Source organism: Enterobacter sp. QK-SA4 (genome assembly GCF_056856775.1).
This window is the reverse complement of sequence record NZ_JBXFXH010000007.1, coordinates 2,940,338-2,962,503: the sequence shown is the minus strand read 5'-3', so window position 1 is coordinate 2,962,503 and position 22,166 is coordinate 2,940,338. Positions and strand designations below refer to the sequence as shown.

Here is a 22,166-nt window from a genome sequence, read left to right as displayed (position 1 = left end):
CACCTTATGGTGCTCCCCGCTGCATGATTTGTCGCCCAGGCGTCAAATCGAAATCTTTTTAACTCCCGCAATACGCGCAGTCGCTGTTTGACCATCCGCACCGTACAGTCCGGTTTCTTTATGCGGTTTCAATACCTCAAGCGCCTGCTGATTACGCTCAATCTGACCTTCCAGTAGCCAGCCGTTGTGCTGGTTAAGGTCGCGCAGGTGCTGGGTTTTTTCGGTAATGGTTTGCCAGCGCTCAATAATATCGTCATTGGCGCTACGCTTAGGATCCTGCTCAGCGCGGCGCTGTTGCTCCAGATAATCCAGCGTCGCCAGTAGCGAACTCTTATCTTCAGTAATACGCTGCAGCGCGCTGCCGTTGATGTGACCGGAAGAGAGATGCTGCTGTTCAGCGTCCATTACCGTTTTCAGGTCGTTAAGAACAACCGTCATTTGATCCAGTATTTCTGACAGTCGACTCATACGGTTAGTTACTCTGTAAGAAACTCTGTGCTTCCTGAATCAGGGCATCAGCAATCTTGCTGGTGTCCATTTTCAGCTCACCGTTACGAATAGCCGTTTTCAGCGCTTCAACACGTTCCATATTGATATCGTTGCTGCCTGGCTGCATCAGTTTTGCCTGCGCGTCGCTCAGGGTAACGCTGGTGCTGTTGGACGTTGACGGTTTTTCCAGACGCGTTTTCTGCGCAGGAGCGTCATTCGTTTCGCGAGGTTGTACAGCGCTTACCGGCTTCAGGGCTGATGTACGATCAATGCTCATAGTGTTGTCCTCATCGAGGGTTCGCGGCGTTTGCGCCTGACATCATCATTAGTGGAATATTTATCGGCACGCGCCGCGAAATCTTTAAAAAGATTATAGGTTAATCAGAATATTCCCATCAGAATCGACGGTTCCGCTCACCACCTGGCCTGAGGACATTCTGACGCGGGCGTTTTGCGCCACCGCGGCATTGTTTAACGCTTTCCCTTCACTGTTGATGCTAAAGCCATCTCCGTTGGCCACCACCATCACCTGTTGACCCGCTTTTACCCGCCATGACTGACGCAGCATTGAGAGCTGTATCGGCTGGCCGGGGGCGACATCGCGCAGGCTGACGGCGTCCTGTGCCTGGTTCATTTCCAGCATGGTGCGTGGAGGCAGCTGATCCAGACGGCCGCGTTTTAACGTCACGCTGTTCGTCTGCAGCACGCTGCCGCGCGCAATGGGTACGGCGGCGACAACATAATTGCCCGTCGCCTGAACTGCAACCTGTAAATAGCGTTTTTCGTTCGCGCAGCGTGCCAGCACGTTCACATTTCCCCACAGCCGGGTGGTTCCCGTCACGCTGAATGACGGTTGGTCACAGGTCGGGTACAGATTCGGTGGGGTGCGCACGGTAACGTTAACCTCATCGCTAAAGCCCGCCAGCTTTTCAGCAAAAAAAGCCGTCAGCCGATCCTGTAAACCTTCAGCCTGCACCAGAGGGCTAAACAGCAAGAAAGTTGCCACCAGGCCACGTTTTAACGTTTGCATCGCAAGTCCCACCGTTTCCAGAGTTGAATGAATTCTACCTGCAGTGGTTTTGCATCAACGCAATAAATAGCGACGCATTTTGCGCTTATTCCGTCGATAGGGGAGACCGGGTGAGATTTAAGCTGTGAACTGAAATTTTGCCATCAGCGGAGGAGACATGCTCGATAAACTCGACGCCGCGTTACGTTTTCAGCAGGAAGCGCTCAATTTACGCGCCCAGCGGCAGGAGATTTTAGCCGCCAACATCGCTAACGCCGATACCCCAGGGTTTCAGGCGCGCGATATTGATTTTTCCAGTGAACTCAAAAAGGTGATGGAGCGTGGACGTGCCGAAGGAACGGGTGTTGCACTTGCCATGACATCCTCTCGCCATATTCCTGCTCAGGCGATGACCGCGCCAGCGACCGATTTACTTTATCGCATTCCCGATCAGCCCTCACTCGACGGTAACACCGTGGATATGGACCGGGAGCGTACCCAGTTTGCCGATAACAGCCTGAAATACCAGACGGGCCTGACCGTACTCGGCGGACAAATCAAAGGCATGATGAACGTCCTGCAGGGGGGGAACTGATAGATGGCCTTGTTGAATATTTTTGATATTGCCGGTTCGGCGTTAACCGCGCAGTCCAAACGCCTGAACGTGGCTGCCAGTAACCTGGCGAACGCCGACAGCGTAACCGGACCAGACGGCCAGCCTTATCGTGCCAAACAGGTTGTCTTTCAGGTCGATGCTGCGCCGGGCGCGGCGACGGGCGGCGTGAAGGTGTCTGATGTGGTAGAGAGCCAGGCGCCGGACAGGCTGGTGTATGAGCCGGGTAACCCGCTCGCGGATGCCAGCGGATACGTGAAAATGCCAAACGTGGATGTGGTGGGTGAGATGGTGAACTCCATGTCGGCTTCTCGCAGCTACCAGGCCAACGTTGAAGTGCTGAATACCGTGAAGAGCATGATGCTCAAAACGCTCACTCTCGGCCAGTAAAGGAGACATGCATGTCCATCGCCGTAAATGTGAATGATCCTACGAACTCGGGTGTTAATAACACGAAGAGTACGACGGGTTCTAACTCCCTCACCGGGAGCAATGCCGCCGATCTTCAGGGCAGCTTTCTGACGCTGCTGGTGGCGCAGCTTAAGAACCAGGATCCCACCAACCCAATGCAGAACAACGAACTGACCACGCAGCTTGCGCAGATCAGCACCGTTAGCGGCATTGAGAAACTCAACACCACCCTCGGCTCCGTCTCCGGGCAGATTAACAGCGCCCAGTCTCTGCAGGCGGCAAGCCTGATTGGCCACGGGGTGATGATCCCTGGAACCACGATTCTGGCGGGCACCAGCACCACCGAAGGCAACACCACAACGACCACCACGCCGTTTGGCGTTGAGTTGCAGCAGGCGGCGGAGAAAGTTACCGCCACCATTACCGACAGCAACGGCACGGTCGTGCGCACTATTGATATCGGCGAGCTGAAGGCGGGCGTTCACACCTTTACGTGGGATGGCAGCCTGACCGACGGCACTAAAGCACCAAACGGTTCTTACAAAGTAGCGATCAGCGCCAGCAACGGGACAACCCAGCTGGTGGCGCAGCCGCTGCAGTTCGCGCTGGTCCAGGGCGTGATTAAAGGAAGCGACGGCAACAAACTGGATTTGGGAACCTCTGGTTCCACCACACTCGACGAAGTTCGGCAGATTATCTAAGCCTTAACACTTATCAGGAGTAAGTCATGGCCTTTTCTCAAGCGGTCAGCGGCCTGAATGCTGCGGCCACCAACCTGGACGTCATTGGCAACAACATCGCCAACTCCGCGACCTATGGTTTTAAATCCGGTTCTGCTTCATTTGCGGACATGTTTGCCGGTTCCAAAGTCGGCCTGGGCGTGAAAGTTGCGGGCATCACTCAGGACTTTAGCGACGGCACCACCACCAACACCGGTCGTGGTCTGGACGTTGCTATCAGCCAGAACGGCTTCTTCCGTATGGTCGATTCCAACGGTTCTGTGTTCTACAGCCGTAACGGCCAGTTCAAGCTGGACGAAAACCGTACGCTGGTTAACATGCAGGGCATGCAGCTGACGGGCTACCCGGCAGCCGGAACGCCTCCAACCGTTCAGACCGGTGCGAACCCTCAGGCGATTACTATCCCGAACACCCTGATGGCGGCGAAATCAACCACCACCGCGACGCAGCAGATCAACCTGAACTCAACCGATCCTGTTCAAACTGCCCCGTTCGATGCGACCAACCCGGACACCTACAACAAAAAAGGGACCGTGACCGTATTCGACAGCCAGGGTAACGCCCACAACATGTACGTCTACTACGTGAAGACGGCCAACAATAAATGGGATCTTTACACTCAGGACGGCAGCGTTGCGGGTTCAACAGCGGCAAAAGCGGCGCAGATGAACTTTGATGCGAACGGTAACCTGGCGGGTGTCTACAACTACGACGCTGCGGGTGTACTGAGCGCAACGCCAAACGCCACGCCGGCCATTAACATCACCACGGGTTCTGTCAGCGGTGCGACGGCGGCGACCTTCTCCCTGAGCTTCCTGAACTCCATGCAGCAGAACACAGGCGCGAACAGCGTTGTGGCAACCACTCAGAACGGCTACAAGCCTGGCGATCTGGTGAGCTACCAGATCAACGACGACGGCACCGTAGTGGGAAGCTACTCTAACGAACAGTCTCAGGTTCTGGGCCAGATCGTGCTGGCAAACTTCGCCAACAACGAAGGCCTGAAATCGGAAGGCGACAACGTCTGGTCTGCCACCCAGTCCTCCGGCGTGGCGCTGCTGGGTACCGCAGGCACCGGTAACTTCGGCAAGCTGACCAACGGCGCGCTGGAAGCCTCCAACGTGGATATGAGTAAAGAACTGGTGAACATGATCGTCGCGCAGCGTAACTATCAGTCGAACGCGCAGACCATCAAAACCCAGGACCAGATCCTCAACACGCTGGTTAACCTGCGTTAAGCGGCTAACAGGAAAGCGCAATGGATCACGCAATATATACCGCGATGGGCGCGGCAAGTCAGACGCTCAATCAGCAGGCCGTTACCGCCAGCAACCTGGCAAACGCCTCTACGCCGGGCTTTCGCGCTCAGCTTAATGCGCTGCGCGCGGTGCCGGTTGAAGGGCTGTCCCTGCCGACCCGTACGCTGGTGACGGCATCAACCCCTGGCGCAGATATGACGCCAGGGCAGATGGACTACACCTCGCGCCCGCTGGACGTTGCCCTGCAGCAGGACGGCTGGCTGGCGGTGCAAACGGCCGACGGCAGCGAAGGCTATACCCGTAACGGCAATATCCAGGTGAGCGCGACGGGCCAGCTGACGATTCAGGGTCATCCGGTGATGGGGGAAGCGGGTCCGCTGACCGTTCCGGAAGGCTCTGAGCTGACTATCGCCGCGGACGGCACCATTTCGGCGCTGAACCCGGGCGATCCGGCCAACACCGTTGCACCCGTCGGACGTCTGAAGCTGGTTAAAGCGGAAGGCAAAGAGGTGCAGCGCGGCGACGACGGCATGTTTCGTCTGACCCAGGCGGCGCAGGCGACGCGTGGTGCCACATTACAGGCCGATCCGAGCATCCGCGTGATGTCCGGCGTTCTGGAAGGCAGCAACGTCAAGCCGGTAGCCGCCATGAGCGACATGATTGCCAGCGCCCGTCGTTTTGAAATGCAGATGAAGATCATCAGCAGCGTGGATGAAAACGCGGGCAAAGCTAACCAACTTCTGGCTATGAGTTAACAGGACTCCTTATGATCAGTTCTTTATGGATCGCGAAAACTGGCCTGGACGCCCAGCAAACCAATATGGACGTGATTGCCAACAACCTGGCAAACGTGAGCACCAATGGTTTCAAGCGTCAGCGTGCCGTTTTCGAAGATTTGCTTTATCAAACCATCCGTCAGCCGGGCGCGCAGTCTTCTGAACAGACGACGCTGCCGTCGGGCCTGCAGATTGGTACCGGCGTTCGCCCGGTGGCTACCGAGCGTCTGCACAGCCAGGGCAACCTGTCTCAGACCAACAACAGTAAAGACGTGGCAATCAAAGGCCAGGGCTTCTTCCAGGTGCAGCTGCCTGACGGGACCTCTGCCTATACCCGCGACGGTTCGTTCCAGGTCGATCAGAACGGCCAGCTGGTGACGGCGGGCGGTTTCCAGGTTCAGCCTGCGATTACCATCCCGGCGAACGCCCTGAGCATCACCATCGGACGCGACGGTGTGGTCAGCGTGACCCAGCAGGGACAGGCCGCGCCGGTTCAGGTTGGGCAGCTCAACCTGACCACCTTCATGAACGATACCGGTCTGGAAAGCATTGGTGAGAACCTCTACACCGAAACGCAATCCTCCGGTACGCCGAATGAGAGCACCCCGGGCCTGAACGGCGCGGGTCTGCTGTACCAGGGTTATGTTGAAACGTCCAACGTGAACGTGGCGGAAGAGCTGGTGAATATGATCCAGGTCCAGCGCGCGTATGAAATTAACAGTAAAGCAGTGTCGACGACCGACCAGATGCTGCAGAAACTGACGCAACTCTAAGGTGTAGCCCGGTGCGGTAAACGCCGCACCGGCTCCCTGTTTTCGAAGATGAAGGCAATGCAAAAAAACGCGGCGTTTCGTTATCCGATACTGACTGTTCTGGCTGTCACCCTCAGCGGGTGTGCTTTGATCCCGTCTAAACCATTGGTCCAGGGTGCGACGACTGCCCAACCCGTTCCCGGCCCTGCGCCAGTGGTCAACGGCTCCATTTTCCAGACCGCGCAGCCGATTAATTACGGCTATCAGCCGCTGTTTGAAGATCGCCGCCCGCGTAACGTCGGCGATACATTGACCATTGTGCTGCAGGAAAACGTCAGCGCGAGCAAGAGCTCGTCGGCGAACGCCAGCCGCGATGGCAAAACGAATTTTGGCTTCGATACCGTCCCGCGCTACCTGCAGGGACTGTTCGGCAACGCGCGAGCAGATGTCGAGGCCTCTGGCGGCAATACCTTTAACGGTAAAGGCGGCGCGAACGCCAGCAACACCTTCAGCGGTACGCTGACGGTCACGGTTGACCAGGTTCTGGTTAACGGCAACTTGCACGTTGTGGGTGAAAAACAGATCGCCATCAACCAGGGCACTGAATTCATTCGCTTCTCGGGCGTGGTTAACCCTCGCACCATCAGCGGCACCAACACCGTTCCGTCCACCCAGGTGGCGGATGCGCGCATTGAGTACGTCGGTAACGGCTATATCAATGAAGCCCAAAATATGGGTTGGCTGCAGCGCTTCTTCCTTAATTTATCGCCGATGTAAGCGAGGTGACCCATGTTTAAATCGATCTTCGCCGTGGCGCTCGCGCTGGTGGCCACGTTTGCCCAGGCTGACCGTATTCGCGACCTCACCAGCGTTCAGGGTGTGCGTGAAAACTCGCTGATTGGCTACGGCCTGGTGGTTGGTCTGGATGGTACCGGTGACCAGACGACCCAGACGCCGTTCACCACCCAAAGCCTTAACAACATGCTTTCCCAACTCGGCATTACCGTGCCGGCGGGAACCAACATGCAGCTGAAAAACGTGGCCGCGGTAATGGTCACCGCGTCCTACCCGGCGTTTGCGCGTCAGGGGCAGACCATTGATGTGGTGGTCTCCTCAATGGGTAACGCCAAAAGCCTGCGCGGCGGTACGCTGCTGATGACCCCGCTGAAAGGCGTTGATAGCCAAGTGTATGCGCTGGCGCAGGGGAACATTCTGGTTGGCGGTGCGGGGGCATCCGCAGGCGGAAGCAGCGTGCAGGTGAACCAGCTGAACGGTGGACGTATCACCAACGGTGCAATCATTGAGCGTGAACTGCCGACCCAGTTTGGCGCGGGCAACACCATCAACCTGCAGCTTAATAATGAAGACTTCACGATGGCGCAGCAAATTGCCGATACCATCAACCGCAGCCGCGGCTACGGTAACGCAACGGCACTCGATGCGCGCACCGTGCAGATCCGCACCTCCACCGGCAGCAGCAACCAGGTGCGCATGCTGGCTGATATTCAGAATATGGAAGTTAACGTTCCGGTCCAGGATGCGAAAGTGATCATCAACTCCCGTACCGGCTCGGTGGTGATGAACCGGGAAGTGTCGCTGGACAGCTGTGCCGTGGCGCAGGGTAACCTCTCCGTGACGGTTAACCGCTCCGCGAATGTGAGCCAGCCGAACACGCCATTTGGCGGCGGTCAGACAGTGGTAACACCGCAAACGCAGATTGATATGCGCCAGAGCGGTGGGTCGCTGCAGAGCGTTCGCTCCAGCGCCAACCTGAATAGCGTGGTGCGTGCCCTGAACGCCCTGGGCGCAACGCCGATGGATCTGATGTCCATCCTGCAATCCATGCAAAGCGCGGGCTGCCTGCGCGCCAAACTGGAAATCATCTAATGCTGACCGATAGCAAACTGTTGACCAGTGCAGCCTGGGACGCCCAGTCGCTCAACGAACTGAAAACCAAAGCAGGCAAAGACCCGGCGGCGAACATCCGCCCGGTCGCCCGCCAGGTGGAAGGGATGTTTGTACAGATGATGCTGAAAAGCATGCGCGAAACCCTGCCGAAAGACGGGATGTTCAGCAGTGATTCAACGCGTCTCTACACCAGCATGTATGACCAGCAGATTGCGCAGCAGATGACCGCCGGTAAAGGCCTCGGTCTGGCTGACATGATTGTGAAACAGACCGAAGCCGCGCAGGGCATTCAGCCTCAGGAACAGACGCAGCAGGTGCCGATGAAGTTCGACCTGGAAACGGTGACCAGTTATCAGAACCAGGCTCTGACGCAAATGGTGCGTAAAGCGATGCCAAAAGCCACTGGCAGCGGCGATGAGCCGCTCTCCGGTGACAGCAAAGACTTCCTGGCGCAGCTTTCTCTGCCCGCGCGTCTCGCCAGCGAACAGAGCGGCGTGCCGCATCACCTGATTCTGGCGCAGGCCGCGCTGGAGTCGGGCTGGGGTCAGCGTCAGATCCGCAAGGAAAACGGCGATCCGAGCTTCAACATCTTCGGCGTAAAGGCCACCTCCAGCTGGAAGGGGCCAACAACGGAGATCACGACCACCGAATACGAGAACGGTGCGGCGGTGAAGGTCAAAGCAAAATTCCGCGTCTACAGCTCCTATCTGGAAGCATTGTCCGACTACGTTGGCCTGCTGAGCCGAAATCCGCGTTATACCGCCGTTACGCAGGCGGCGACGGCGGAGCAGGGTGCTCAGGCCTTACAAAACGCGGGCTACGCGACTGACCCGAACTATGCACGCAAGCTCACCAGCATGATCCAGCAGCTGAAATCCATGGGCGAGAAGGTCAGCAAAGCCTATAGCACAGATATTGAAAATCTGTTCTGAAAGTTCTCAAGTCCCGGTGGAGGTTGCCGATAACCTTCATCAGGACTCGTGTCTGAACGTATAAAAGGAACCCCCATGTCCAGTTTGATTAACAGCGCCATGAGTGGCCTCAGTGCCGCGCAGTCGGCACTCAATACCGTCAGTAATAATATTTCAAGCTATAACGTGGCAGGTTACACCCGCCAGACCACGGTGCTGGGCGCATCTAACAGCACGCTGACCGGCGGTGGCTGGGTGGGTAACGGGGTTTATGTCTCCGGTGTCCAGCGTGAGTATGACGCCTTCATCACCAACCAGCTGCGCGCCGCGCAGACGCAGAGCAGCGGTCTGACGACGCGCTATCAGCAGATGTCAAAAATTGACGATGTGCTCTCCGATACCACCAACTCGCTCTCCACCACCCTGCAGGATTTCTTCAAAAGCCTGCAAACCCTGGTGAGCAACGCGGAAGACCCGGCTGCACGTCAGACGGTGCTGGGTAAAGCGAGTGGTCTGGTCAATCAGTTTAAAACCAACGATCAGTATCTCCGTGACCAGGACGCGCAGGTTAATACCGCCATCTCAAGCAGCGTGTCTCAGATCAACAACTACGCGGCACAGATTGCGAATCTTAACGATCAGATCTCCCGTCTGACCGGCGTTGGCGCGGGCGCGTCACCTAACGATCTTCTGGACCAGCGCGATCAGCTCGTGACTGAACTGAACAAAATCGTGGGCGTGGAAGTCTCCGTGCAGGATAGCGGCACGTTTAATATCTCTCTCGGTAACGGTTACAGCCTGGTACAGGGCAGCAAAGCCAGCCAGCTGGCGGCCGTGAAGTCCAGCGCCGATCCGGCTCGTACCACTATCGCCTACGTCGATGACGTGGCGGGCAATATTGAGATCCCGGAGAAATTTATCACCACCGGTTCTTTAGGCGGTTTACTGACCTTCCGCACGGAAGATCTGGATAAAGCCCGTAACAGCCTGAACCAGATGGCGCTGGCCTTTGCCGACGCGATGAACACGCAGCATGAAGCCGGTTTTGATGCGAACGGTGATGCGGGCGGTAAGCTGTTCAACTTTGGTTCTCCGGCGGTCCTGTCCAACAGCAAGAACGGCGGTTCGGCCGTTGTTACGGCGTCTGTGGCGGACAGCAAACAGGTCCAGGCGACAGACTATAAGCTGCAGTTTAACGGCACTGACTGGACGGTCACCCGCTCGTCAGACAAAACCAGCTTTACGATGAGCCCGGATGCCAGCGGCAATCTGTCTTTTGATGGCCTTAACGTCAACGTGAGCGGCACGGCAAATACCAAAGACAGCTTTACCGTGAAGCCTGTTTCCAACGTCATCATGAACATGGATCTCGCGATCAGCGACGAGTCTAAACTGGCGATGGCATCTGTGCAGAACGGCGGCGAAAGTGACAACCGTAACGGCCAGAAACTGCTCGATCTGCAAAACGGCAAAGTGGTGGGTGGAAATAAAACCTTCAACGATGCGTATGCCTCTCTCGTCAGTACCGTCGGTAGCTCAACGGCGTCACTGAAGGTAAGCAGCCAGACGAAAGCCAACGTGGAAACGCAGTTAATCAAGCAGCAGCAGACCATCTCTGGGGTAAACCTCGACGAAGAGTATGGCAATTTGCAGCGTTATCAGCAGTATTACCTGGCCAATGCCCAGGTTCTACAAACTGCCAGTACGCTCTTCGATGCAATTATCAACATTCGTTAAGGTTGAGGTGAACAATGCGTATTAGCACCCAGATGATGTACGAGCAGAACATGCGTGGGATCACCGATTCCCAGAGCAGATGGCTGAGCTACGGTGAGCAGATGTCCACCGGCAAGCGCGTCAATCGTCCTTCGGACGATCCTATCGCCGCGTCGCAGGCCATCGTGCTGTCACAGTCTCAGTCGCAAAACAGCCAGTTCGCGCTCGCGCGTACCTTTGCAACGCAGAAGGTCTCGCTGGAAGATAACGTGTTAACCCAGGTCAACACTGCGATCTCAAGCGTGCGCGAGAAGCTGGTTTACGCCTCAAACGGCACATTAAGCGATGACGACCGTCTTTCTCTGGCGACCGATATTCAGGGGATCCGCGATCAGCTGATGAACCTTGCCAACACGACGGATGGTAATGGCCGCTTTATCTTTGCGGGATACAAAACCGAGAGCGCACCGTTTGATGCCGCGACCGGAGATTACAACGGCGGCGCTGAGGCCATCACGCAGCAGGTTGATACGGCGCGAAATATGACCATCAGCCATACCGGCCAGCAAATTTTCGAAAGCATTACCAGTAATGCGGAACAGCTGCCGGGCGGTGGATATGGCCAGACCAACATGTTCAAAATTCTGGACTCTGCTATTGCCTCGCTGAAGACACCGATTGAGAACGATCCGGCTGCCGCAACGGCGCAAAGCCAGGTGATTGCCAATGCGCAAATCGGCATCAAAAACTCCCAGAACAATATCCTGACGGTCGTTGCGGATGTGGGAACCAAGATGAACGAGCTGGAAAAACTCGATACGCTGGGCGATGACCGCGCGCTGGGTCAGACCAAGCAGATGAGTGACCTGGTTGATGTTGACTGGAACGAAGCGATTTCCTCTTACACCATGCAGCAGGCGGCCCTGCAGGCGTCTTATAAAGCGTTTAGCGATATGCAGGGCATGTCTCTGTTCCAGCTGAACAAATAACATCTTGACCTCTTGGAACATGTCTTGAAACTGGGCATGTTTTACTGCCCAATCCGTCTGGATTGGGCATTTTTTTTATGCAACTTCTGCTGATGCGGAGGTGACTCGTGCGCTTTCTATCAGACGGATTGCCAGCGCAATGACGCCACAGACCGTCGCCAGCGCGACCACGCCCGTCCAGCCGGCCAGCGAGTAAATATTGCTGCCTAACGCGGAACCCAGCGCCATCCCGATAAAGACCACCGTAAAGAGCAGGGCGTTGAGACGGCCCCGCGCCTGCGGTTCAAGGCTATATACCAGGTTCTGGTGAACGACCAGGCTGGACTGCAGACCCAGGTCGAACCCAACGGCGGAGATGGCGATCAGAATCAGCTGTCCATGAACGCCCAGCGCGGGCATCAGGAACATCAGGGCAAATGAGACGGTCACAAGAACGGCACCAAGCTGCGTGACTTTTCCTGCGCCCAGTTTGTCTGCCAGACCCCCTGCCAGCGGGGCAGCTAACGCGCCGGCGGCACCTGCAATACCAAAACCACCCGCTACGGCACTCCCCAGGTGATAGCGTTCCAGCAGCATGACCGCAAGCGTAGACCAGAAGGCGCTAAAGGCAATCGACAGAAAACCCTGAGCCAGCGCCGCACGGCGCAGCGCCGGATAGCGACGCCAGAGATGTTCCATTGAGCGCATCAGCGCGGGGTAGCTCAGCGTGGAGTGAATGGCAAAACGGGGAAGCACAAACCACATCATCACCCCGATGAACGCAATGCTTGCCGCCGCCAGCTGGTACATGACGCGCCAGCCAAACGCTTCGCCCACCACGCCGCTCACGGTTCTGGATAATAAGATACCCATCAGCAGCCCGGTCATTACCGTGCCCACGGTTTTCCCCTGTTTACCTTCCGGCGCAAGGATGGCTGCGGCAGGGACGATATCCTGTGCCATGGTGGCGGCCATGCCGATGAGCAGGCTTGCCAGCAGCAGAGAGTGGATCTGCCCGGTCAGGCTACAGCCGAGAAGAAACAGCGCCAGCGCCGCACTCTTTATCAGGATTAACGTCCTGCGGTCGTGGCGATCGCCTAGCGGCAGCAGGAACAGGATCCCCAGGGCATATCCCGCCTGGGTGAGCGTCGGGACCAGGCCCATTCCTTCGATACTCAGATGAAGGTCTGCGCCCATCAGCGGCAGCAGAGGCTGGGCATAATAGATTGATGCCACGCTGAAACCTGCACCGATCGCCAGCATTAAGATTACCCAGCGGCTCACTGCATGGGCGGCGGTTGTTGTGTTCATAAGATGTTCCTCATTCGTCGTGTGAGGCTATTTTTTATCAGTACGCCTTGCGACGGTAGCTGGCCCGGTGGTAAAACGCTTATACGTTGAACGTATAAGTGAAAATGCGATGAAAAGAGCTGAGCGTATAGACAGGGTGGAGTTAATGCGGACGTTTGTTCGTATCGTTGAGGCGGGCTCCCTCTCAGCGGCGGCGCGGCAGCTGGCCACTACCCAGGCCACGGTAAGCAGACGGCTACAGTCGCTTGAGACCATGCTGGGCGTGCGCCTGATGTTGCGCACCACCCACACGACGCGGCTAACGGATGACGGCGAGCGCTGCTATCAGCACGCCCGTCGGGTGATTGACAGCTGGCTGGCGCTGGAAGATGAGGTGGGGCAGACGGAAGATGAGCCGGTAGGCGTGCTGCGGGTGCGCGCTCCGCACGCGTTTGGTCAGGACCAGCTTCTGAAACCCGTAACCGAGTTTTTGCAACGCTATCCCCAGCTTTCGATTGAGTGGATGCTCAACGATCGGTCGGCAGATTTTCTCGGTGACAATCTTGACTGCGCAATTCGGGTGGGTGTGGAGGTCGATCCGGCGACCGTATCCGTGCTGCTGGCGGAAGTGCCTCGCTCGGTGGTGGCCGCACCAGCGCTGCTGGCCCGCTTCCCGGCGGTGAATACGCCGGAGGATTTGCAGCAGTTTCCCTGGATAGCCATCAGCTCTTTCTACCAGCGCCACGTGGAGCTATTTCACGATGCTTCGCCCGCCACCGCGCGGATTGCTATTACGCCACGCCTCAGCACCGACAGCCTGTACGTTGCACGCAATACGGCACTGACCGGGCTCGGTGTGGCGGTCGTATCAAGCTGGACGGTACAGGATGATATTCGGGAAGGGCGGCTGGTGCATTTGCTGCCGGAGTGGCAGCCAGCGGCGCTACCGGTGCATCTGGTTTACCCCTGGTCGCGCTATTATCCGGCACGCTTGCGGCGTTTTCTGGAGTTGATGCGGGAGGTCATGCCTGAGGTGACCGGGATGAGAAAGCCTGTACAGCAGCCATAAAAAAAGCCGACCCGAAGGTCGGCTTTTTGCTTTCAGCGTCGTTATTCGACAGACTGCGGACGCGTCGCCGGTGCAGTCGCCTGATGCGTTGCACTGTGGCCGCCTGCAGCGCCTTTACCGTCGAAGCTGAACGCCGGGCGTACCCAGTCACTGTGACGCGGGGCTTCAGGCACGTAATCCGGTGCCGGGGCGCGCGTCATTGGTGCTGTCGCCACGTGGGCTGCGGCTGGTGCAGAAACAACCGGCTCAGGTTTCACCTCAGGCGCTTTCGCTTCTTCGACAACCGGTTCAACCTGAATCTCAACGTCCTGAACAACTTCTTCAGTGGTGGTTTCAATCAGGGTTTCGGCGGTGTTTTCCACTGCGGCTACAGGTTCAGCCTCTTCAGCGACTTCCTCAGCCACCACGGCATCTTCTTCGGCGATAAGCTGCGGTGCTGCATCAACCGGCGCGGCAATCACTTCTGGATGGGTGGTCTCTACTTCCACTGCGTGAGGGGCTTCAGCTTCAACAACCTCAGGTTCAACCACGGTTGCCGCTTCAGTCACGACAGCTTCTACCGCGGCTGCTGGTGCAATCACCTCTTCGGTTACAGGCTGTTCTTCAACAACCTGCTCCGGGCGAGCAACCGGGTAACGGATCCAGACTTTGCCGGACGCCATTTCTGGCGAAGCACAGGCAATAGTCAGCGGCATTGGCGACTGAGTCGGGTAACGCTCGTCACGATAGCGACGACGGCGCTGGCCGCTGACGCGCAGATGACGTGGAGAACGGCGTGAACGGCGCGGCATACCGGCGTTATCGCGGTTTTCACCGTTATCATCCTGCTCAACGTTGTTTTCAACGACCGCTGGCAGGTCAACTTTCGCCAGCTGCGTGCCGGTTGTGCTCTCGCTGGTTTCAACCGCGATAGCGCCAGACTCTTCGGTTGCTTCAGAGGCGAAGCGAACTTTCTGAGAAAGCTGGCGCTGCTTACGACGCGGCATTACCTGAGTGCGTTCTTCCTGCTCGCCGTCCTGCTGTTCAACAGGCTCTTCGCGGTTCAGGTTTTTGACTTCCTGCTGTGCCTGACGCTTCTCGTCGTTACGGCGACGGTTGCGTTCACGGCGCGGCTGCTGGTCGTCACGCTGTTTGCTCTTCTCAGACTCATCGCCCGCCTGCTGGCGAATTTCACGATCTTCAACATTCTGCTGCTGTTTCTCGCGACGGTTGCGACGGTTATCTTCGCGTTGCTCACGGCCTTCGTTATTCTCAGAGCGGTTGTCACGGTTGTCACGGTTGTCACGACGCTCGCTGCGGTCGTTACGATCGCGGCGGTTGTTCTGACGCTTGCGACGGTCCTGCTGACGCTCTGGCTTGGCTGCTTTTGGCTCTTCTTTCGGCTGCTCTGGCTGAACTTCTTCTTCAGCAAACATCTTCTTCAGCGCGCCGAAGAAGCGGCTCAGCAGACCCGGCTGTGCCGGCTGGGCTTTCGCTACCGCTGTTTCTGGTTTCTGCGCTGCAGGTTTGGCAGCAGGTTTTTCCAGAGCTGCTTCCGGTGGTGCTTCAGGCATGATGAAGGTCGCTAACGCAGGCTGCTCTGGCAGTTTGCGCTCGGCTGGCTCTTCATCGGAAGGCAGGGACATCTCTTCTTCATGCAGCTTCGGCAGCAGGTAGCTGAGGGTGGTCGTCTCTTCGCCCTTACGCACGCGCAGCACGTGATAGTGTGGGGTCTGCATCTGGTCGTTTGGCACGATGATGCAGCGAACGCCACCCTGACGCGCTTCAATCGCACTTACCGCTGCACGTTTTTCGTTAAGCAGGTAAGAGGCAACGGGCACCGGCACAATGGCGTGAACCTCTTTGGTGTTCTCTTTTAGCGCTTCTTCTTCAATCAGACGCAGAATGGAGAGGGACAGCGATTCGTTATCACGCACGGTACCGGTGCCGGAGCAGCGCGGACAAACGTGATGGCTGGACTCGCCGAGAGACGGGCTCAGACGCTGACGGGACATCTCCAGCAGGCCAAAGCGTGAGATATGGCTAATCTGGATACGCGCCCTGTCCTGACGCACCGCTTCGCGCAGACGGTTTTCAACCGCGCGCTGATGGCGAACAGGGGTCATGTCGATGAAGTCGATAACAATCAGACCACCCAGGTCGCGCAGGCGGAGCTGGCGGGCGATTTCATCAGCGGCTTCGAGGTTAGTGTTGTAGGCGGTCTCTTCGATATCGCCACCGCGCGTTGCACGCGCGGAGTTGATGTCGATAGCGGTCAGCGCTTCAGTGGTATCGATAACGATAGATCCGCCGGATGGCAGACGCACTTCACGCTGGAAGGCGGACTCAATCTGGGATTCGATCTGATAGTGGCTGAACAGCGGGATTTCGCCGGTGTACAGTTTAATTTTGCTGGTGAAATCCGGACGACCCAGCGCGGCGATGTGCTGGCGCGCCAGCTCAAGCACTTTCGGATTATCGATCAGAATCTCACCGATGTCCTGACGCAGGTAATCACGGAAGGCACGCACAATAACGTTGCTTTCCTGGTGGATCAGGAACGGAGCAGGGCGGCTTTCGGCTGCTTTCTGAATGGCTTCCCAGTGCTTCAGACGGAAGCTCAGGTCCCACTGCAGCGCTTCAGCTGATTTGCCAACGCCTGCGGTACGCACGATAAGCCCCATGCCGTCAGGCAGTTCGAGGCTTGCCAGCGCTTCTTTCAGCTCGGTACGGTCATCACCTTCGATACGGCGAGAGATGCCACCCGCACGCGGGTTGTTAGGCATCAGAACCAGATAGCTCCCTGCGAGGCTGATAAAGGTGGTCAGCGCGGCACCTTTGTTGCCACGCTCTTCTTTATCAATCTGAACGATAACTTCCTGACCTTCACGCAGCACATCTTTGATGTTTGGGCGGCCATGGGCGTTGTAGTTTGCGGGGAAATATTCGCGGGCGATTTCTTTCAGAGGGAGGAAACCATGACGCTCAGCACCGTAATCGACAAATGCAGCTTCAAGGCTTGGTTCAATGCGGGTGATTTTACCTTTGTAAATGTTCGCTTTTTTCTGTTCGTGTCCAGGACTTTCGATATCCAGATCGTACAGGCGCTGCCCATCCACAAGGGCGACACGCAACTCTTCTTGCTGAGTTGCGTTGATTAACATTCTTTTCATCGTAACTTACTCGTTATTCTTACATTGACGACAAAGCTGCGGGCAAGGTGACGCTTTCCGGGGTATGAACCGATGGCCTCGTGTCTGTTCACGTCGCCAACCTCACGGTTGTCGCTCGCTTAAGAGGCGCAGAGTGTCGGTTGCCTGTATTTCATACGGAAACACAGCGCAATTATCAGGGGAATTGCCTGGGTAGAACTCTCCAGAGAACAATCCTTATACCGGGAAGTACTGCAACCCGCAGCCCGCTAACTGCCTGAAAGATCAATACGTCTTACGCCATTGCTGCGTGGATGATCGGTCAGACAAAATTGGTCATTCCGTCAACATCCTTACTTAACCAGGATTTAACACGGAAAACAGCCTCATTATTCCACTGCTCGCCGGGTTATAGCAAGATGACTTTTACCAATTATCACCCGGTTACTCACAGTTTCTTCACTTCATAATGGCGATTGGTTTAATAACCACCAAATCGGTTGCGCGAAACGGGGAGCTGGCCGGATAAAAGTAAATATAAGCATAGAAAAATGAGTGGCGCTAATGGCTGACGATATTTAGAATCGCCAACCATGAAAACAGAGACTCCAGCCGTAAAAATGGTTGCCATCGCCGAAGATGACGCGGGGCAACGTATCGATAACTTTTTGCGCACCCAGTTGAAAGGTGTACCAAAGAGCATGATTTACCGCATCCTGCGTAAGGGCGAAGTGCGGGTGAACAAAAAACGCGTGAAGCCCGAGTACAAACTCGAGGCGGGCGATGAAGTGCGTATTCCGCCGGTGCGCGTTGCGGAACGTGAAGAAGAGACCGTTTCACCGAAGCTACAGAAAGTGGCGGCGCTGAGCGATGTGATCCTGTACGAAGATGACCACATTCTGGTGCTCAATAAACCGTCAGGAACAGCTGTTCATGGCGGTAGCGGCCTGAGCTTCGGCGTGATTGAAGGGCTGCGAGCCCTGCGCCCGGAAGCACGCTTCCTTGAACTGGTGCACCGTCTTGACCGTGATACCTCTGGCGTACTGCTGGTGGCGAAAAAGCGTTCTGCGCTGCGTGCACTGCATGAACAGCTGCGTGAAAAAGGGATGCAGAAAGACTACCTGGCGCTGGTGCGCGGTCAGTGGCAGTCCCATGTAAAAGTAGTGCAGGCGCCGCTGCTGAAGAATATTCTGCAAAGCGGCGAACGTATTGTCCGCGTAAGCCAGGAAGGGAAACCGTCTGAGACACGCTTTAAAGTTGAAGAGCGCTATGAGTTTGCCACGCTGGTGCGCTGCAGTCCGGTGACAGGTCGTACCCATCAGATCCGCGTGCATACGCAGTTTGCAGGGCACCCAATTGCCTTTGATGACCGCTATGGCGACCGCGAGTTTGATAAGCAGCTGGCGGGGACGGGGCTGTCGCGTCTGTTCCTGCATGCGGCAGCGCTGAAGTTTACCCATCCTAATACGGGGGAAGTCATCCGTATTGAAGCGCCGCTGGACGAGCAGTTGAAACGCTGTCTTAAGGTTCTGCGCGGCTGAGTTTGCGTTCCTCCCTCTCCCTGTGGGAGAGGGGCGGGGTGAGGGCATCAGGCCGCAACCTTCCAGTCACATGGACAGCGGATTACACTCTTCTCGTCTTAACATCTGACACAGGGCAATCAGCGGTAACCCCACCAGCGTGTTGGGATCGCGTCCGTCCAGCTTGTCGAACAGCGCAATCCCCAATCCTTCACTTTTAAAGCTTCCCGCACAGTTCAGCGGACGTTCCCGGCGCACATAATCCACGATCTCTTGCTCGCTGAGATGGCGGAAGTGTACGTCGAACGGCTCGCATTCGGTTTGCAGATGACCGGTGGCGGAGTTATACAGCGCCAGGCCGGTATAAAAGGTCACGATAGTGCCTCGCGCACGCAGAAGCTGCTGACAGGCGTTCTCCTCCGTATGGGGCTTGCCGGTGATTTCGCCGTCCAGCACGCAAACCTGGTCTGAGCCTATAATCAAATGTGCGGGGTAACGTGCGGTCAGCGACTGCGCTTTCTCTTTAGCAAGACGCATCACCAGATGACGCGGTGATTCGCCCGGCTGTGGCGTCTCATCCACCTCTGGCGCGGCGCATTCAAACGGGATCCCGAGCTTTTCCAGCAGCGTTCGGCGGTAGGGAGATGTGGAAGCAAGGACGAGATTTGGCATATTTTTATCACCAGATATAGCGTATCGATGCCAGCCATTTTAAACTACAGGCCGCAATGTGTGCGAATAATTGGCAAAAGGCAGCTCTGGTTGCCTTTTTCTTTGACTCTATGACGTTACAAAGTTAATATGCGCGCCCTATGCAAAAGGTAAAATTACCCCTGACTCTTGATCCGGTTCGTACGGCTCAAAAACGCCTCGATTACGAAGGTATCTATACTTCCGATCAGGCTGAGCGTATTGCCGAATCCGTAGTCAGTGTGGACAGTGATGTAGAATGCTCCATGTCGTTCGCTATCGACAACCAGCGTCTCGCCGTTTTAACCGGTGATGCAAAGGTGACGGTAACGCTCGAGTGTCAGCGTTGCGGGAAACCGTTTGTACAGCATGTTCACACAACGTATTGTTTCAGTCCGGTTCGTTCTGACGAACAGGCTGAAGCACTCCCGGAAGCGTATGAGCCGATTGAGGTTAACGAATTCGGTGAAATCGATCTTCTGGCTCTGGTTGAAGATGAAATCATCCTCACCTTGCCAGTGGTTCCGGTGCATGATTCTGAACACTGTGAAGTGTCCGAGGCGGACATGGTCTTTGGGGAACTGCCTGATGAAGCGCAAAAACCAAACCCATTTGCCGTATTAGCCAGCTTAAAGCGTAAGTAATTGAGGAGTAAGGTCCATGGCCGTACAACAGAATAAACCAACCCGTTCCAAACGTGGCATGCGTCGTTCCCATGACGCGCTGACTGCAGTTACCAGCCTGTCTGTAGACAAGACTTCTGGTGAGAAACACCTGCGTCACCACATCACCGCTGACGGTTTCTACCGCGGCCGCAAGGTTATCACTAAGTAATCACGCGCAAGCGTGATTAGGCTTAGTGAGGATTTCCCCGTGCAAACGGGGAATTTACCGAACCAGGCTGCGACGATACCTTGACACGTCTAACCCTGGCGTTAGATGTCATGGGGGGAGATTTTGGCCCTTCCGTGACAGTGCCTGCAGCATTGCAGGCACTGAATTCTAATTCGCAACTCACACTTCTTTTAGTCGGCAATCCCGACACAATCACGCCATTACTCGCAAAAGCTGACTTTGAACAACGTTCGCGTCTGCAGATTATCCCTGCGCAGTCAGTTATTGCCAGTGATGCCCGACCCTCGCAGGCCATTCGCAATAGTCGTGGCAGCTCTATGCGGATAGCGCTGGAGCTGGTGAAAGAAGGGCGAGCTCAGGCTTGCGTCAGCGCGGGGAATACCGGCGCGCTGATGGGCCTCTCGAAATTGCTGCTCAAACCTATTGAAGGTATTGAGCGTCCGGCGCTGGTAACGGTGTTACCGCATCAGCAGAAGGGCAAGACGGTAGTGCTCGATTTGGGCGCTAACGTCGACTGTGATAGTACTATGCTGGCTCAGTTTGCCGTGATGGGATCGGTGCTGGCAGAAGAAGTTGTCGGAATCAACACTCCCCGTGTTGCGTTACTGAACATTGGTGAAGAAGAGACCAAAGGCCTGGACAGCATTCGCGAAGCGGCTGAATTGCTCAAACAGGTTCCCTCCATCAACTATATTGGTTATCTCGAAGCCAATGAGTTGTTGACGGGTAAAACGGATGTTCTGGTGTGCGATGGCTTCACCGGGAACGTCACGTTGAAGACCATGGAAGGGGTCGTACGCATGTTTCTTTCTCTGCTGAAATCTCAGGGAGAAGGTAAAAAAAGCGCCTGGTGGCTGATTTTATTGAAGCGTTGGTTACAAAAGAGCCTGACGCGGCGATTCAGTCACCTCAACCCCGACCAGTATAATGGCGCCTGTCTGTTAGGATTGCGCGGCATCGTGATTAAGAGTCATGGCGCCGCCAATCAGCGAGCATTTGCTGTCGCGATTGAACAGGCAGTGCAGGCGGTGCAGCGACAAGTCCCTCAGCGGATTGCCGCTCGCCTGGAATCTGTATTAGCTAAAAGTGACTGAGCGTACATGTATACGAAGATTTTAGGTACCGGCAGCTACCTGCCAAAACAAGTGCGTACCAACGCCGATCTGGAAAAAATGGTAGATACGTCTGACGAGTGGATTGTCACGCGCACAGGTATCCGTGAACGTCGTATTGCCGCGCCAGACGAAACCGTGTCGACCATGGGTTACGAAGCCGCACAGCGTGCTATCGAAATGGCGGGCATTGATAAAGAACAGATTGGTTTGATCGTGGTCGCCACGACGTCTGCCACACATGCTTTCCCAAGCGCGGCATGCCAGGTGCAGAACATGCTCGGTATTAAAGGCTGTCCGGCGTTTGACGTCGCTGCCGCGTGCGCAGGCTTCACCTATGCGCTGAGCGTCGCCGATCAGTACGTGAAATCCGGTGCCGTTAAATATGCGCTGGTGATCGGCGCTGACGTGCTGGCGCGTACCTGCGATCCAACCGATCGTGGAACGATCATTATTTTTGGTGATGGTGCGGGCGCGGTGCTGCTGGGGCAGTCCGAAGAGCCGGGTATCATCTCTACGCATCTGCATGCTGATGGCAGCTACGGCGAACTGTTGACCCTGCCTAACGCCGATCGCGTTAATCCGGACAACTCGATTTACCTGACTATGGCAGGAAACGAGGTGTTCAAGGTGGCGGTAACCGAGCTTGCACACATCGTTGATGAAACGCTGGAAGCGAATAACCTTGAGCGTACCGCGCTCGACTGGCTGGTGCCGCATCAGGCGAACCTGCGTATCATCAGCGCGACCGCGAAAAAGCTGGGCATGTCGATGGATAACGTTGTGGTGACGCTGGATCGTCACGGCAACACCTCTGCGGCGTCGGTACCGTGCGCATTTGATGAAGCGGTACGCGATGGACGAATCAAACGGGGCCAGCTGGTCTTGCTTGAAGCCTTCGGTGGCGGGTTCACCTGGGGTTCCGCGCTGGTTCGTTTCTAGTATAA

Annotated in this window: 23 protein-coding genes; 17 read left to right on the top strand and 6 right to left on the bottom strand. The window is 56.3% G+C overall.

What is annotated here, in order from left to right; all coding sequences use genetic code 11:
- Nucleotides 1-42 precede the first annotated feature (42 nt).
- The 3 genes from flgN to flgA form a co-directional block, all read right to left on the bottom strand.
- The gene (gene flgN / locus AC1VYI_RS15825) at nt 43-468 is read right to left on the bottom strand and encodes a flagella biosynthesis chaperone FlgN (protein ID WP_008500818.1); all 426 of its coding nucleotides are present in this window, start codon (nt 466-468) and stop codon (nt 43-45) included.
- Between the two features lie 4 nt (nt 469-472).
- Entirely contained in the window at nt 473-766 is a 294-nt protein-coding gene (flgM, locus tag AC1VYI_RS15820; RefSeq protein WP_023311133.1) for a flagellar biosynthesis anti-sigma factor FlgM, read from the bottom strand.
- Between the two features lie 93 nt (nt 767-859).
- Nucleotides 860-1,519 (bottom strand): flagellar basal body P-ring formation chaperone FlgA, encoded by a 660-nt coding sequence (gene flgA, locus AC1VYI_RS15815; RefSeq protein WP_023311134.1) that lies wholly within the window; start codon nt 1,517-1,519, stop codon nt 860-862.
- Nucleotides 1,520-1,676: 157 nt separating this feature from the next.
- On the opposite strand from flgA, the gene flgB reads away from it, so the two are divergent.
- The 11 genes from flgB to flgL all read left to right on the top strand — a co-directional run bounded on the left by flgB (nt 1,677) and on the right by flgL (nt 11,573).
- A complete protein-coding gene (gene flgB, locus AC1VYI_RS15810; protein WP_023311135.1) occupies nt 1,677-2,093 on the top strand; it encodes a flagellar basal body rod protein FlgB in 417 nt (138 codons plus the stop codon).
- A gap of 3 nt (nt 2,094-2,096) precedes the next feature.
- Nucleotides 2,097-2,501 carry a flagellar basal body rod protein FlgC gene (gene flgC, locus AC1VYI_RS15805; protein WP_008500814.1) on the top strand — a complete coding sequence of 135 codons (405 nt, stop codon included), beginning with the start codon at nt 2,097-2,099 and terminating at the stop codon, nt 2,499-2,501.
- An 11-nt stretch (nt 2,502-2,512) separates the two neighbouring features.
- Nucleotides 2,513-3,223 carry a flagellar hook assembly protein FlgD gene (gene flgD / locus AC1VYI_RS15800; RefSeq protein ID WP_023615711.1) on the top strand — a complete coding sequence of 237 codons (711 nt, stop codon included), beginning with the start codon at nt 2,513-2,515 and terminating at the stop codon, nt 3,221-3,223.
- Nucleotides 3,224-3,249: 26 nt separating this feature from the next.
- The gene (gene flgE, locus AC1VYI_RS15795; protein WP_134866536.1) at nt 3,250-4,500 is read left to right on the top strand and encodes a flagellar hook protein FlgE; all 1,251 of its coding nucleotides are present in this window, start codon (nt 3,250-3,252) and stop codon (nt 4,498-4,500) included.
- Between the two features lie 20 nt (nt 4,501-4,520).
- Nucleotides 4,521-5,276, top strand: coding sequence for a flagellar basal body rod protein FlgF (locus tag AC1VYI_RS15790; protein WP_023311138.1), 756 nt, complete (start codon nt 4,521-4,523; stop codon nt 5,274-5,276).
- Nucleotides 5,277-5,287: 11 nt separating this feature from the next.
- Nucleotides 5,288-6,070, top strand: coding sequence for a flagellar basal-body rod protein FlgG (flgG, locus tag AC1VYI_RS15785; protein WP_008500810.1), 783 nt, complete (start codon nt 5,288-5,290; stop codon nt 6,068-6,070).
- Nucleotides 6,071-6,127: 57 nt separating this feature from the next.
- A complete protein-coding gene (gene flgH, locus AC1VYI_RS15780; protein WP_023311139.1) occupies nt 6,128-6,826 on the top strand; it encodes a flagellar basal body L-ring protein FlgH in 699 nt (232 codons plus the stop codon).
- A gap of 12 nt (nt 6,827-6,838) precedes the next feature.
- Nucleotides 6,839-7,936, top strand: a complete 1,098-nt coding sequence (locus AC1VYI_RS15775; RefSeq protein WP_029740346.1) for a flagellar basal body P-ring protein FlgI — start codon at nt 6,839-6,841, stop codon at nt 7,934-7,936.
- Entirely contained in the window at nt 7,936-8,889 is a 954-nt protein-coding gene (flgJ, locus tag AC1VYI_RS15770; RefSeq protein ID WP_023311141.1) for a flagellar assembly peptidoglycan hydrolase FlgJ, read from the top strand. Before AC1VYI_RS15775 ends, flgJ begins: the two co-directional genes overlap by 1 nt.
- Before the next feature lie 75 nt (nt 8,890-8,964).
- Nucleotides 8,965-10,605, top strand: coding sequence for a flagellar hook-associated protein FlgK (gene flgK, locus AC1VYI_RS15765; RefSeq protein WP_023311142.1), 1,641 nt, complete (start codon nt 8,965-8,967; stop codon nt 10,603-10,605).
- A gap of 14 nt (nt 10,606-10,619) precedes the next feature.
- A complete protein-coding gene (flgL, locus tag AC1VYI_RS15760; protein WP_023311143.1) occupies nt 10,620-11,573 on the top strand; it encodes a flagellar hook-associated protein FlgL in 954 nt (317 codons plus the stop codon).
- A gap of 75 nt (nt 11,574-11,648) precedes the next feature.
- Here flgL and AC1VYI_RS15755 read toward each other — a convergent pair whose 3' ends face one another.
- Entirely contained in the window at nt 11,649-12,863 is a 1,215-nt protein-coding gene (locus AC1VYI_RS15755; protein WP_134866535.1) for an MFS transporter, read from the bottom strand.
- Nucleotides 12,864-13,008: 145 nt separating this feature from the next.
- On the opposite strand from AC1VYI_RS15755, the gene AC1VYI_RS15750 reads away from it, so the two are divergent.
- The gene (locus AC1VYI_RS15750; protein ID WP_406807666.1) at nt 13,009-13,911 is read left to right on the top strand and encodes a LysR substrate-binding domain-containing protein; all 903 of its coding nucleotides are present in this window, start codon (nt 13,009-13,011) and stop codon (nt 13,909-13,911) included.
- 41 nt (nt 13,912-13,952) lie between these two features.
- Here the strand turns inward: AC1VYI_RS15750 and rne are convergent, their stop codons facing one another.
- Nucleotides 13,953-17,063 (bottom strand): ribonuclease E, encoded by a 3,111-nt coding sequence (rne, locus tag AC1VYI_RS15745; protein WP_134866533.1) that lies wholly within the window; start codon nt 17,061-17,063, stop codon nt 13,953-13,955.
- A gap of 572 nt (nt 17,064-17,635) precedes the next feature.
- Here rne and rluC point away from each other — a divergent pair.
- Nucleotides 17,636-18,583 (top strand): 23S rRNA pseudouridine(955/2504/2580) synthase RluC, encoded by a 948-nt coding sequence (rluC, locus tag AC1VYI_RS15740; RefSeq protein ID WP_134866532.1) that lies wholly within the window; start codon nt 17,636-17,638, stop codon nt 18,581-18,583.
- Nucleotides 18,584-18,649: 66 nt separating this feature from the next.
- Here rluC and AC1VYI_RS15735 read toward each other — a convergent pair whose 3' ends face one another.
- Nucleotides 18,650-19,234, bottom strand: coding sequence for a Maf family protein (locus tag AC1VYI_RS15735; RefSeq protein WP_134866531.1), 585 nt, complete (start codon nt 19,232-19,234; stop codon nt 18,650-18,652).
- A gap of 140 nt (nt 19,235-19,374) precedes the next feature.
- Here AC1VYI_RS15735 and yceD point away from each other — a divergent pair, with 140 nt between their 5' ends.
- The 4 genes from yceD (at nt 19,375) to AC1VYI_RS15715 (ending at nt 22,161) form a co-directional block, all read left to right on the top strand.
- Nucleotides 19,375-19,896 carry a 23S rRNA accumulation protein YceD gene (gene yceD, locus AC1VYI_RS15730; protein WP_014883375.1) on the top strand — a complete coding sequence of 174 codons (522 nt, stop codon included), beginning with the start codon at nt 19,375-19,377 and terminating at the stop codon, nt 19,894-19,896.
- A gap of 16 nt (nt 19,897-19,912) precedes the next feature.
- Complete coding sequence (rpmF, locus tag AC1VYI_RS15725; protein ID WP_003857964.1) at nt 19,913-20,086, top strand: 50S ribosomal protein L32; 174 nt, start codon at nt 19,913-19,915, stop codon at nt 20,084-20,086.
- An 80-nt stretch (nt 20,087-20,166) separates the two neighbouring features.
- Nucleotides 20,167-21,201 carry a phosphate acyltransferase PlsX gene (gene plsX, locus AC1VYI_RS15720; RefSeq protein WP_059290957.1) on the top strand — a complete coding sequence of 345 codons (1,035 nt, stop codon included), beginning with the start codon at nt 20,167-20,169 and terminating at the stop codon, nt 21,199-21,201.
- A gap of 6 nt (nt 21,202-21,207) precedes the next feature.
- A complete protein-coding gene (locus tag AC1VYI_RS15715) occupies nt 21,208-22,161 on the top strand; it encodes a beta-ketoacyl-ACP synthase III (protein WP_023311150.1) in 954 nt (317 codons plus the stop codon).
- The last annotated feature ends 5 nt before the right edge of the window (nt 22,162-22,166 follow it).

Excerpts from the sequence above, each read along its gene's own strand:
- flgM (WP_023311133.1), bottom strand. The coding sequence starts at position 766 with ATGAGCATTGATCGTACATCAGCCCTGAAGCCGGTAAGCGCTGTACAA.
- flgD (WP_023615711.1), top strand. The coding sequence starts at position 2,513 with ATGTCCATCGCCGTAAATGTGAATGATCCTACGAACTCGGGTGTTAAT.
- flgL (WP_023311143.1), top strand. The coding sequence starts at position 10,620 with ATGCGTATTAGCACCCAGATGATGTACGAGCAGAACATGCGTGGGATC.
- AC1VYI_RS15790 (WP_023311138.1), top strand. The coding sequence starts at position 4,521 with ATGGATCACGCAATATATACCGCGATGGGCGCGGCAAGTCAGACGCTC.
- AC1VYI_RS15715 (WP_023311150.1), top strand. The coding sequence starts at position 21,208 with ATGTATACGAAGATTTTAGGTACCGGCAGCTACCTGCCAAAACAAGTG.
- yceD (WP_014883375.1), top strand. The coding sequence starts at position 19,375 with ATGCAAAAGGTAAAATTACCCCTGACTCTTGATCCGGTTCGTACGGCT.
- flgH (WP_023311139.1), top strand. The coding sequence starts at position 6,128 with ATGCAAAAAAACGCGGCGTTTCGTTATCCGATACTGACTGTTCTGGCT.
- flgC (WP_008500814.1), top strand. The coding sequence starts at position 2,097 with ATGGCCTTGTTGAATATTTTTGATATTGCCGGTTCGGCGTTAACCGCG.
- rluC (WP_134866532.1), top strand. The coding sequence starts at position 17,636 with ATGAAAACAGAGACTCCAGCCGTAAAAATGGTTGCCATCGCCGAAGAT.
- flgE (WP_134866536.1), top strand. The coding sequence starts at position 3,250 with ATGGCCTTTTCTCAAGCGGTCAGCGGCCTGAATGCTGCGGCCACCAAC.
- flgK (WP_023311142.1), top strand. The coding sequence starts at position 8,965 with ATGTCCAGTTTGATTAACAGCGCCATGAGTGGCCTCAGTGCCGCGCAG.
- AC1VYI_RS15755 (WP_134866535.1), bottom strand. The coding sequence starts at position 12,863 with ATGAACACAACAACCGCCGCCCATGCAGTGAGCCGCTGGGTAATCTTA.
- flgG (WP_008500810.1), top strand. The coding sequence starts at position 5,288 with ATGATCAGTTCTTTATGGATCGCGAAAACTGGCCTGGACGCCCAGCAA.
- rne (WP_134866533.1), bottom strand. The coding sequence starts at position 17,063 with ATGAAAAGAATGTTAATCAACGCAACTCAGCAAGAAGAGTTGCGTGTC.
- flgN (WP_008500818.1), bottom strand. The coding sequence starts at position 468 with ATGAGTCGACTGTCAGAAATACTGGATCAAATGACGGTTGTTCTTAAC.
- rpmF (WP_003857964.1), top strand. The coding sequence starts at position 19,913 with ATGGCCGTACAACAGAATAAACCAACCCGTTCCAAACGTGGCATGCGT.
- AC1VYI_RS15750 (WP_406807666.1), top strand. The coding sequence starts at position 13,009 with ATGCGGACGTTTGTTCGTATCGTTGAGGCGGGCTCCCTCTCAGCGGCG.
- flgJ (WP_023311141.1), top strand. The coding sequence starts at position 7,936 with ATGCTGACCGATAGCAAACTGTTGACCAGTGCAGCCTGGGACGCCCAG.
- AC1VYI_RS15775 (WP_029740346.1), top strand. The coding sequence starts at position 6,839 with ATGTTTAAATCGATCTTCGCCGTGGCGCTCGCGCTGGTGGCCACGTTT.
- flgB (WP_023311135.1), top strand. The coding sequence starts at position 1,677 with ATGCTCGATAAACTCGACGCCGCGTTACGTTTTCAGCAGGAAGCGCTC.
- AC1VYI_RS15735 (WP_134866531.1), bottom strand. The coding sequence starts at position 19,234 with ATGCCAAATCTCGTCCTTGCTTCCACATCTCCCTACCGCCGAACGCTG.
- flgA (WP_023311134.1), bottom strand. The coding sequence starts at position 1,519 with ATGCAAACGTTAAAACGTGGCCTGGTGGCAACTTTCTTGCTGTTTAGC.